Below are 12,341 nucleotides of genomic sequence, written 5' to 3' on the forward strand. Positions count from 1 at the left end.
CGGTTGGTGTTGCGGGAGGCGGTTGCCGAGCAGTTGCGTTCGGCTGCTCGGGGTGCGGGGTCGTTGTTTGATGTGGCGTGGCGCGCGGTGGAAGGCAGCGGCGCTTCGTCGGAGTCGACGGATTGGGTTGGATTGGGTCAACTGAACGGCCCTGGTGGGACGTTCGGATCGCTCGATGCGCTGATCGATGCCGTCGAGGCAGGGATGGACGTCCCGGAGATAGTGACCGTCGCTATCGAGGACGCTTCTGGCGGCTCGGGTGCTGTTGAGGCGTTGGGGTTGGTGCAGGCGTGGCTTGGTGAGGAGCGGTTGGCGCAGTCGCGGCTGGTGGTTGTCACGCGGGGTGCGGTGGCTGTTCGGGCGGAGGATTCTGTCGAAGGGGTGGCGCAGGCTGGCGCGTGGGGGTTGGTGCGTTCTGCGCAGGCGGAGCACCCAGGCCGGTTCCTGCTGCTGGACGTCGATGACGGAACCGAAATCGGCTCAGCGGTAGCGAAGTTGCTTGTCGATGAGCCTCAGGTGGCGGTGCGGGCCGGTGAGGTGTTCGTGCCGCGGTTGCAGCGCGTGCCCGAGTCTCAGGTTGAGGTGTCTGGGGAGGCGTGGGGCCCTGACGGCACGGTGTTGATCACTGGTGGTACGGGGACGTTGGGTGGTTTGGTTGCTCGGCATCTGGTCTCTCGCCATGGTGTGCGGCATCTGCTTCTGCTCAGCCGTCGGGGTATGGACGCTCCAGGGGCCGGCGAACTGGCCGCAGAACTCACGCAGTTGGGTGCTCAGGTGCGTGTGGCGGCCTGCGACGCCGCCGATCGTGAGGCGTTGGCGGGCGTCCTGGCCGAGATCCCCGAGGATCGGCCGTTGCGCGGTGTGGTTCATACCGCGGGTGTGTTGGACGACGGTGTTGTTGAGTCGTTGACGTCGGAGCGGGTGCGTGCCGTGTTGCGGCCGAAGGTGGATGCGGCCTGGAACTTGCATCAGCTCACCCGTGACTGTGACCTCTCCGCCTTCGTACTGTTTTCATCGGTGGCCGGCACGTTCGGTGGTGCTGGGCAGGCGAATTACGCCGCGGCCAACACGGCGCTCGATGCCCTCGCCCAGTACCGGCGGGCCCAGGGGCTCCCAGGCAAGTCGCTCGCCTGGGGCATGTGGGAGCAGGCCAGCGGCATGACCGGCCACCTGGACAACGAGGACCGGGGCCGGATCAACCGCGGTGGGATCGGCGCACTGACCTCGGAGCAGGGGCTCGAACTGTTTGACGGCGCGCTCGCGGCAGATCAGGCGGTGCTCGCCCCGCTGGCCCTCGACCTCTCGGCGATCCGTGCCGGCGCGGCGTCCGCCGGGGTGCCTGCGCTGCTGCGCGACCTGGTGCGGGTGCCGACCCGGCGCGCGGTTCGGGCCAGGGCGGCGGAGGCGTCGGAGTTCGCCGGGCGACTGGCCGGACTGGCCGCCGACGAACAGGCGCGCCTGGTGCTGGACACCGTCCGTGCCGACGTGGCCGCCGTGTTGGGGCACGCCTCCGGGGCCAACGCCATCGACCCGGCACGGCCGTTCACGGAGATCGGGTTCGACTCGCTCACCGCCGTCGAACTGCGCAACCGCCTGACCGCCGTGACCGGACTGCGCCTGCCGGCGACGCTGGTCTTCGACTACCCCACGCCCACCGCCCTCGCCGACTTCCTGCTGGCCGAGGCGATGGGGCGGGACGCCGCGGCAACGACGACGCCGCACACCACAGCCACGTCGGGGAACGCGGCCGACGACCCGATCGCCATCGTCGGCATGGCCTGCCGCTACCCGGGCGGCGTGACCACCCCGGAGCAGCTGTGGGACCTGGTGGCCTCGGGCGGGGACGGTGTCTCGGTGTTCCCCACCGACCGGGGTTGGGACCTCTCGGACCTGCCTGGGACCGGTGCGACCGCGGGCCGCTCCGGGGCCGGGTACGCCCGCGAGGGCGGGTTCCTGTACGACGCGGCCGACTTCGATCCGGCGTTCTTCGGGATCTCGCCGCGCGAGGCGTTGGCGATGGACCCGCAGCAGCGGCTGCTGTTGGAGACCTCCTGGGAGGCGATCGAGTCCGCGGGCCTGGACCCGGCGGGGCTGCGCGGAAGTCAGACCGGCGTGTTCGCCGGCGTGATGTACCACGACTACGGCACCGGTGTGTACACCACCGCCGACGGTTCCGAACAGCACGTGGGATACGGCAGCCCGGGCAGCGTGGTCTCGGGCCGGGTGGCCTACGCGTTCGGCTTCGAGGGGCCGGCCGTCACGGTGGACACCGCCTGCTCGTCGTCGCTGGTGGCGCTGCACTGGGCAGCCCAGGCACTCCGTAGCGGTGAGTGCTCGATGGCCCTGGCCGGTGGCGTCACCGTGATGGCGACCCCGGCGGCCTTCGAGGAGTTCTCGCGCCAGGGCGGACTGGCGTCGGACGGCCGGTGCAAGCCGTTCGCCGAGGCGGCAGACGGCACCGGTTGGGGTGAGGGCGTCGGCGTCCTGCTCGTGGAACGGCTCTCCGACGCGCGCCGCAACGGACACCGGGTCCTGGCGGTGGTCCGAGGCTCGGCGGTCAACCAGGACGGTGCCTCGAACGGCCTGACGGCACCCAACGGTCCGTCCCAACAGCGGGTGATCCGCCAGGCGTTGGCGAACGCCCGGCTGTCGGCCGCCGACGTGGACGCGGTGGAGGCGCACGGCACCGGAACGCGCCTGGGCGACCCGATCGAGGCCCAGGCCCTGTTGGCGACGTACGGGCAGGAGCGGGACGCGGGCCGGCCGTTGTGGCTGGGGTCGATCAAGTCCAACATCGGGCACACCCAGGCCGCCGCCGGCGTCGCCGGCATCATCAAGATGGTGCAGGCCATGCGGCACCAGACACTTCCGGTGACCCTGCACGTGGACGCGCCGTCCTCCCACGTGGACTGGTCCGCGGGCGCGGTGCGGCTGCTGACGGATGCCCAGCCGTGGCCGGCCGCCGAGCAGCCGCGCCGCGCCGCGGTGTCTTCGTTCGGCATCAGCGGCACCAATGCCCACGTCATCCTTGAGGCGGTGCCCGAGCCGGCTGTCCCGGACCCCCAAGAGCCGGGTGCTGAGGCCAGTTTGACGGACCGCCCGCTGGCGTGGGCGGTGTCGGCCAAGTCGGAGGCCGGCCTGCGGGCCCAGGCCCGACGGCTGCATGCTTTCGCGGCCGGCCACCCGGACCTGTCCCCGGCGGACGTGGGTCACTCCCTCCTCACGACGCGTGCTGCCTTGCCCCATCGCGCGGTGGTGCTGGGCGAGGACAACGCCACCCTGCTGGACGCCCTCGACGCGGTGGCCCGAGGCGCGCGCTCCCCGCATGCGGTACTCGGCCAGACTCCGCTGCCCGGGGACGGCGACCGGTTGGGCCTGCTCTTCTCCGGCCAGGGAGCCCAACAGCTGGGAATGGGCCAGGAGTTGTGCGCCCGCTTCCCGGTCTTCGCGGACGCTTTCGACGCGGTGGTCGAGGAGCTGGAGCGGGCGTTGGCCGCGCCCCTGCGCGAGGTGCTGTGGGGTGAGGACGAGACCGAGCTGAATCGGACCGTCCATGCGCAGACCGGGTTGTTCGCCGTCGAAGTGGCGCTGTTCCGGTTGCTGGAGTCCTTCGGCATCGTCCCCGACGTGCTGATCGGGCATTCCATTGGCGAGTTGGCGGCGGTGCATGTCGCGGGAGTGCTCTCGCTGACCGATGCCTGCACGTTGGTGGCGGCGCGCGGCCGGTTGATGCAGGCGCTGCCGGAGGGCGGCGCGATGCTCGCCGTCCAGGCCCGCGAGGATGAGATCGTCAGCGCTGAACTGCTGGGTGAGTCGGTGTCGTTGGCTGCCATCAACGGGCCGGATTCCGTGGTGGTCTCCGGCGATGCCGACGCGGTCGAGATCGTACGGGACTGGGCCGAGGCGAACGGTCGGAAGTCGAGCCGGCTGCGCGTCTCGCATGCGTTCCACTCCCACCGCATGGACGGGATGCTGGACGAATTCGCCTCCGTAGCAGAGCAGTTGACGTACGAGGCGCCGCGGATTCCGGTGATTTCGACGCTGACGGGCGAGGTTGCTTCCGGGGACGAGGTGTGTTCGGCGGCGTACTGGGTGCGGCAGGTGCGCGAGGCCGTGCGCTTCGCGGACGCGGTGCGTGCGGCGGCCGACGCGGGGGTTGCGCGGTTCGTCGAGGTGGGCCCGGACAGCGTGCTCACCGCCCTGGCCGCGACGATGGTCAGCGAAGGCGAGAACGGGTCCGGCGGCGGCAGTGTCTGCGTGGCGACGCAGCGCGCCGACCGGGACCCGGAGCACACCTTCGTCACCGCCCTCGCGCAACTGCACGCGGTCGGCGTGGCGGTGGCCTGGGGCCCGTTGTTCGCGCCGTACCGGCCGCAGCGGGTCGAGCTGCCGACGTACGCCTTCCAACGCCAACGGTTCTGGCTCGACTCGATGCCGTCGGCCGTGGCGTCGTCCGCACCCGCCGCGGACGCGGTGGAGTCGCGGTTCTGGGAGGCGGTGGCCGGCGAGGACTGGGAGACGTTGGGGAGTGCGCTCGGCATCAACGAGGACGCGAACCTGGCCTCCGCGGTGACCGCCCTGTCGTCGTGGCGCCGGGCGCACGACGCCCAGGCGACCGTGGAGGGCTGGCAGTACCGGGTGAGTTGGTCGCCGATCACGGAACCGGAACCCGCCGCACTGTCCGGCACCTGGCTGCTGTTGGTCGGCGAGGACCGCGACGGAGGCGAGGGCGGCGACGGCGGCGACGGCGGCGCTCAATGTGCCGATGTGGCATGGCAGTTGGAGGCGCAAGGTGCACAGGTCAGCCGGCTGACGGTGCCGTCCGCGATGGATCGCGCCGGGCTTGCCGAGCTGCTCCGTTCCCAGGTGGAGACGGCGACGGTGTCCGGAGTGCTGGTCGCGCTGGGCGTCGTGCGGTCGACCGTTGCCGTGCAGGCGCTGTCGGACGTGGATGTGGTGGCGCCCGTCTGGGGCCTTACTCGGGGTGCGGTTGCGGTGAGCCCCTCCGATGACGCCATCGATCCGGATGCCGCGATGGTGTGGGGTTTGGGTCGTGTGGTGGCGTTGGAGTTGCCGGATCGGTGGGGTGGGTTGGTTGACCTGCCGGCGGTGGTGGATGAGCGGGCGGGGCGTCGCCTGGCCGCGGTTCTGGCCCAGGGCGTCGAAGACCAGGTGGCTGTGCGGTCTTCGGGTGTTTTCGGTCGGCGGTTGGTGCGTTCGGGGCGGGTTGCGGACGTGGGGGAGTGGTCGGTTGCCGGTGGCACGGTGTTGGTCACGGGCGGTACGGGTGCGTTGGGTGTCCGGGTGGCTCGTTGGGTGGTGGAGCGGGGCGCGCGTCGGGTCGTATTGCTGAGTCGGCGAGGTGAAGAGGCCCCTGGCGCGCTGGAGTTGCGGGAGGAGCTGACGGTGGCCGGTGCCGAGGTCCGCATCGCTGCCTGCGACGTCGCCGATCGTGCGGCGCTGGCCGGGGTGTTGGCCGACGAGGAGGTCACCGCGGTCTTCCACACGGCTGGTGTGTTGGACGACGGTGTGGTCGACGGGCTGACGCCCGACCGCTTCGCTCGGGTCTTCGGGCCGAAGGTGGACGCCGCCAGGCACCTGGACGAGCTCACCCGCGACCACCCCCTCACCACCTTCGTCCTCTTCTCCTCCATCGCGGGGGTGCTCGGCGCCACCGGCCAGGGCAACTACGCGGCCGCCAACGCCTACTTGGACGCGCTCGCCGAACGGCGCCTTGCGAACGGCCTGCCTGCCGTGTCCGTCGCGTGGGGCGCGTGGAGCGACGCGGGCATGGCCGCGACTGCACCGAACGGCGACGACCGGTTCCACCGTGGGGGCATCGGCACCATGGCTCCCGAGCTGGCGTTGCAGGGACTGGAGCGGGTGCTGGGACGCAAGGACGCGGCCTGCGCGGTCCTCGCGGACATCGACTGGGAACGGTTCGCGCCAGGCTTCACGGCCGTTCGCGCCACCCGGTTGCTGGCCGAACTCCCGGACGCCGTACGGCACATCGCCGCCGGCAACGGCCCGGCGGGCGGCGCGGCCGAACTGCTCCGCGCGCAACTGGCACAGGCCGCCGGACCACAGCGCGAACGGGTGCTGCTGGACGCCGTGCGGAGCCAGGCGGCCCTGGTGCTCGGCCATGCGGGTCCGGAGGCCGTCGATGCGCGGAGCCCGTTCCGGGACATGGGATTCGACTCGCTGACCGCGGTGGAATTCCGCAACCTGCTCGGTGCCGCAACGGGGCTGAAGCTGCCGGCCACCGTGGTGTTCGACTATCCGAACCCCACCGCGCTGGCGGAGTACCTGCTGGCCAACCTCGACGTGGACGAGGGCCAGTCGGCGCCCGGCTCGCTGGCCGGCGAATTGGACAAGCTGGAAGCCGTGATGCGTTCCGCGCATCCGGATCCGACGACACGAAACCAGATCACCATGCGTCTGCAGACGTTGCTGTCCCAGTGGTCCGCCGGCGCCGCCGAAGAGGCGAGCGACGCCGGTGAGGAGCACGCGGAAGTTGCCGGCCAACTCGAATCCGCAACAGCCAACGAGGTGTTCGACTTCATCGAGCGTGAATTCGGCATCTCGTAGCCGGTCACGGACCGCCGCGGTCAGCACTGCGGCGGTCCGTGGCGACTGACTCTCAGGCAGACGTACGACTTCCGGAACGGGCACAGGGGGACGGCCAACCATGGGTAACGACGGCAACGACGCCAAGCTCCTCGACTACTTGAAGCGGATCACCGCTGACTTGCACCAGACGCGCCAGCGGCTGCGCGAGGCCGAGTCGAAGAACGACGAACCCATCGCCATCATCGCGATGAGCTGCAGGTTCCCGGGCGGGGCCAGCTCGCCCGAGGAACTGTGGCGGCTGCTCGAATCGGGCGGCGACGCGATGTCGGGATTCCCCGCGGACCGGGGTTGGGACCTGGAAACCCTCTACGACTCCGACCCGGACCGGCTCGGCACGTCGTACGTGAACCAGGGTGGATTCCTCAGCGGCGCGGCCGACTTCGACCCCGAGTTCTTCGGGATCTCGCCGCGCGAGGCACTGGCGATGGACCCGCAGCAGCGGCTGCTGCTGGAGGTGTCCTGGGAGGCCCTGGAGCGGGCCGGGATCGACCCGACGTCGCTGCGTGGTCGGCGGGTGGGCGTGTTCGCCGGCACCAACGGCCAGGATTACGGCTCGACCCTCATGAACGCGGTCTCCAGCGTCGAGGGGATCGAGGGCTACCTGGCGACCGGCATCTCGGCCAGCGTCGTCTCCGGCCGCATCTCCTACACCCTCGGCCTTGAGGGGCCGGCCGTGACGGTGGACACCGCCTGCTCGGCGTCGCTGGTGTCCCTGCACCTGGCGGCACAGGCACTGCGGCAGCGTGAGTGCTCGCTGGCCCTGGCCGGCGGCGTGACGGTGATGTCGACCCCCAACGCGTTCGTGGCGTTCTCGCGCCAGCGGGGCCTGGCGACGGACGGCCGCTGCAAGGCGTTCGCCGAGGGCGCGGACGGTACCGGGTGGGGCGAGGGCGTGGGCATGCTGCTCGTGGAGCGGCTGTCCGACGCGCAGCGCAACGGGCACGAGGTGCTCGCCGTCCTCCGCGGCTCGGCGGTGAACCAGGACGGCGCATCGAACGGCCTGACGGCGCCCAACGGCCCGTCGCAGCAACGGGTCATCCTCCAGGCACTGACCAACGCCGGACTGGCCGTCCACCAGGTCGACGCGGTGGAGGCGCACGGTACGGGTACGACGCTGGGTGACCCGATCGAGGCGCAGGCGCTGTTGGCGACGTACGGGCAGGGGCGGCCGGAGGGGCGTCCGTTGTGGTTGGGCTCGGTCAAGTCCAACATCGGTCACACCCAGGCGGCTGCGGGCGTGGCCGGTGTGATCAAGATGGTCGAGGCGATGCGGCACGGTGTGTTGCCGAAGACCCTGCACGTGGACTCCCCGTCCTCGCACGTGGATTGGTCGGCCGGCGGGGTCGAACTGCTGACGGAGGCCCGCCCGTGGCCGCAGGGGGACGAACCGCGGCGGGCCGGTGTGTCGTCGTTCGGCGTCAGCGGCACCAACGCGCATGTGATCCTGGAGCAGGCGCCGGAGCCGGAGCCGGATGTTGCGGGGGACGAGTCCCGGCCGTCGGACGCGGGTGCGGTGGCGTGGGTGCTGTCGGGCAGGTCCGAGGCGGGGTTGCGGGCTCAGGCGGAGCGGTTGGGTGAATTCGTCGCCGACCGGCCGGAGTTGGTGCCGGCTGATGTGGCGTTTTCGTTGGCGTCGTCGCGTGCGGTGTTGGAGCACCGGGCGGTGGTGGTTGGCGCGGATCGGGAGGCGTTGCTGGCGGGTGTGCGGTCGGTGGCGGCCGGTGATGCTGCTGCGGGTGTGGTGACGGGGGCGGGGACGGGAGCAGGCTTGGATGTTGGTTCGGGTGCGGTGTTGGTGTTCCCGGGCCAGGGTTCGCAGTGGGTTGGTATGGCGGCGGACCTGTTGGATTCTTCGGAGGCGTTTGCTGCGCGGTGGGTTGAGTGTGAGCGGGCGTTGGCGCCGTTCGTGGACTGGTCGCTGACGGAGGTGGCGCGGTCTGCCGATCCGGCTCTGCTTGAGCGGGTTGATGTTGTTCAGCCGTTGTTGTGGGCGGTGATGGTGTGTTTGGCGGAGGTGTGGCGGGCGGCTGGTGTGGAGCCGGCGGCGGTGATCGGTCACAGTCAGGGTGAGATTGCGGCTGCGGTCGTCGCCGGTGCGTTGTCGGTGGAGGACGGCGCGCGGGTTGTCGCCCTGCGGTCGCAGGCGATCACGGCTTTGTCGGGTGCCGGCGGCATGTTGTCGGTTCCGTTGCCGGTTGCTGAGGTGGAGTCTGTCCTGGCTGCTGGCTATGACGGGTTGGGTGTTGCGGCGGTCAATGGGCCGCGGGTGACGGTGGTTTCGGGCGACGCTGCGGCCCTGGATGCGGTGCAGGCTGCCTGGGAGGCGGAGGGCGTTCGCGTTCGTCGGGTGCCGGTGGATTACGCCTCGCACTCCCCGCACGTCGAGGCGCTCCGCGACCGCATCCTGACCGACCTCGCGGCGATCGTCCCGGCTTCGTCGCCCGTTGGCTTCTTCTCCACGCTCACCGGTGAACTGACCGACACCGCCGGCCTCGACGCTGACTACTGGTACCGCAACCTGCGCCAGACCGTCCGCTTCGAGGACGCGGTCCGGGCCGCGGTCGGCGCCGGCCACACGGTCTTCATCGAGGCTTCTGCGCACCCCGTGCTGACCGTAGGCGTCGAGCAGACCCTCGACCAGGCTGAGGTCTCGGGCGCGGTGTTCGGGACGTTGCGGCGGGACCACGGTGACGTGGCGCAGCTCTTGACGGCGTTCGGGCAGGCCCATGTTCGGGGTCTGGCGGTTGCCTGGGAGAAGGTCTTTGCCCCGCATCACCCGCGGCGCGTTGCGTTGCCGACGTATGCCTTCCAGCGGGAGCGGTACTGGCCGAGGGCGGGCGCACGGCTCTCTGGTGATGTGCGGGGGCTGGGGTTGGGTTCTGCCGGTCACCCGTTGTTGGGTGCGGCGGTGGCGTTGGCGGATTCGGATCGGGTGGTGTTGACGGGGCGGTTGTCGTTGTCGTCGCATCCGTGGTTGGCGGATCATGCGGTGTTGGGGTCGGTGGTGTTGCCGGGGACGGCGTTTGTGGAGTTGGCGGTGCGTGCGGGGGATCAGGTGGGTTGTGACCTGGTTGAGGAGTTGACGTTGGAGGCGCCGTTGGTGCTTCCGGAAACTGGTGGTGTTGCGGTCCAGGTCAGTGTCGAGGGTGCGGACGAGTCGGGTCGGCGTGTGGTGAGTGTGTTCTCGCGGCCGGATGAGGACGTTGAGGGTGTGTGGGTGCGGCATGCGTCGGGTGTGTTGTCGCGTGCTGGTGTTGTGGATGGTGTTGATGTTGGTGGGTTTGGTGTGTGGCCGCCGGTGGGTGGGGTGGCGGTGGATGTGGTGGGTGCGTATGAGGGTCTTGCGGGTGCGGGGTATGGGTATGGGCCGGTGTTCCAGGGGTTGTGTGGGGTGTGGCGTGAGGGTGATGTGGTGTGGGGTGAGGTGGTTTTGCCTGAGGGTGTTGAGGGGTTTGGGGTGCATCCGGCGTTGTTGGATGCGGCGTTGCATGCGGTAGGCGTGGGTGGGTTGTTGGGGGCGGGTTCTGTTTCGGGGCCGCGGTTGCCGTTTGTGTGGTCGGGTGTGCGGGTGCATGCGGTGGGTGCGATGCGGGTGCGGGTGCGCTTGCAGCGGCTGGGCGGCGAAGCGGTGTCGGTGTGTGTGGTGGATGAGTCGGGTGCGCCTGTGGTGACGGCGGAGTCGTTGGCGTTTCGTGAGGTGGCTGCGGAGCGGTTGGCGGTTGGTGGTGTGGGTGCGGGGTCGTTGTTTGAGGTGGAGTGGCAGCAGCAGTCGCAGTCGCGTTCTGGTGCCGTTTCAGGGGATTGGGTTGGCCTGGGTGGGTTGACTGGTCCTGGTGGGGCGTATGCCGATCTGGGGTCGCTGCTGGTGGCTGCTGACTCCGGCGCGGTCGTTCCAGAGACCGTTGTTGTTGAAAGCCCTGATGTTGTTGGGGTGTTGGGGTTGGTGCAGGGGTGGCTTGGTGAGGAGCGGTTGGCACAGTCGCGTTTGGTCGTCGTTACGCGGGGTGCGGTGGGTGTCCGTGCGGGGGATGGTGTCGGGGGGTTGGCGCAGGCGGGTGCGTGGGGGTTGGTGCGTTCTGCGCAGTCGGAGCATCCGGGCCGGTTCGTGCTGCTGGACATCGAGGACGGCGCCGAAGTCAGCTCTTCTGTCGGTGAGTTGAGTGGTGATGAGCCTCAGGTGGCGGTGCGGGGCGGTGAGGTGTTTGTGCCGCGGCTGCGTCGCGTGCCCGAGCCTCAGGGCGAGGTGTCTGGGGAGGTGTGGGGTCCTGAGGGCACGGTGTTGATTACCGGTGGTACGGGGACGTTGGGTGGTTTGGTTGCCCGGCATCTCGTGGTTCGGCATGGGGTGCGGCATCTGTTGCTGCTTAGTCGTCGGGGTATGGATGCTCCGGGAGCTGGCGAACTGGCTGCGGAGTTGGCGGAATTGGGTGCTCAGGTGCGTGTGGCGGCCTGTGATGCCGCTGACCGTGAGGCGTTGGCGGGTGTCCTGGCTGAGATCCCTGAGGACCGGCCGTTGCGCGGTGTGGTTCATACGGCGGGTGTGTTGGATGACGGTGTGGTGGAGTCGTTGACGGGTGAGCGGTTGGGGGTGGTGTGGCGTTCGAAGGTTGAGGTGGCGTGGAATGTGCATGAGTTGACGCGTGGTGTGGGTCTTTCGGCGTTTGTGTTGTTCTCTTCTGCTGCTGGGGTGTTGGGGGCTTCGGGGCAGGGGAATTACGCGGCGGCGAATACGTATCTGGATGCGTTGGCGCAGCATCGACGTGCTCTGGGCCTGCCGGCGGTGTCGATGGCGTGGGGTTTGTGGGAGCAGGCCAGCGGCATGACCGGCCACCTGGACGACGAGGACCGTTCACGGGCGGCTCGGTCGGGCATGGAGGTGTTGTCCACCGGCGATGGCTTGGCATTGTTCGATGCGGCGGTGGCGGCCGATGCCGCGGTCGCGGTGCCAATTGCGCTGGATTTGGGGCGGGTTCGCGCTCGTGCGGCGCGCGATGGGGTTCCGGCCCTGTTGCGCGGGCTGGTACGGGTCGCTACTCGGCGCACCGTCCAGTCGGCGCGTGCGCAGGCGGGCGAGCTCGCCGGGCGACTGGCCGGCCTTGGCGAGCAGGAGCAGCTCCGGCTGGTGATCGGGCTCGTATCCGGACACGTTGCCGACGTGTTGGGGCACGCCTCGGCGGAGGCCATCGACCCCGGACGCGCCTTCACCGATATGGGTTTTGACTCGTTGACCGCCGTGGAGCTGCGCAATCGGCTCGGCGCGGCGACCGGACTACGGCTGCCGGCGACCCTGGTCTTCGACTACCCCAACGCCACCGCGCTGGCGAAGTACGTGGTGAGCGAGGCCACCGGCCGCGATCACGCCCAGGCAGCAACGGTCGTGCGGACGACGGCTGTTGATGAGCCGATTGCGATTGTTGGTATGGCGTGTCGGTATCCGGGTGGTGTGGTGGATGTTGAGGGTTTGTGGGGGTTGGTGGTTTCGGGTGGTGATGCGGTGTCGGGGTTGCCGGGGGATCGTGGGTGGGATGTGGAGGGGCTTGCTGCGTTGGCTTCGGTTGAGGGTGGGCGTTTGTGGGAGGGGGGTTTTCTTTATGGTGCGGGTGAGTTTGATGCGGGGTTCTTTGGTATTTCGCCGCGTGAGGCGGTGGCGATGGATCCTCAGCAGCGGTTGTTGTTGGAGGCGTCGTGGGAGGCGATTGAGCATGCGGGTA

At 69.8% G+C, this 12,341-nt stretch carries 2 protein-coding genes; both read left to right on the top strand.

What is annotated here, in order from left to right:
- Window positions 1–6,588 (top strand): type I polyketide synthase (locus tag ACFVFQ_RS37690; RefSeq protein WP_383425121.1); only part of this gene is annotated, 6,588 nt, incomplete at its 5' end.
- Between the two features lie 100 nt (window positions 6,589–6,688).
- On the top strand, window positions 6,689–12,341 hold a 5,653-nt coding region (locus tag ACFVFQ_RS37695), incomplete at its 3' end, for an SDR family NAD(P)-dependent oxidoreductase (protein ID WP_383425123.1).

The sequence above is a fragment of the Streptomyces sp. NPDC057743 genome, from assembly GCF_042798755.1.
Lineage (GTDB): Bacteria > Actinomycetota > Actinomycetes > Streptomycetales > Streptomycetaceae > Streptomyces.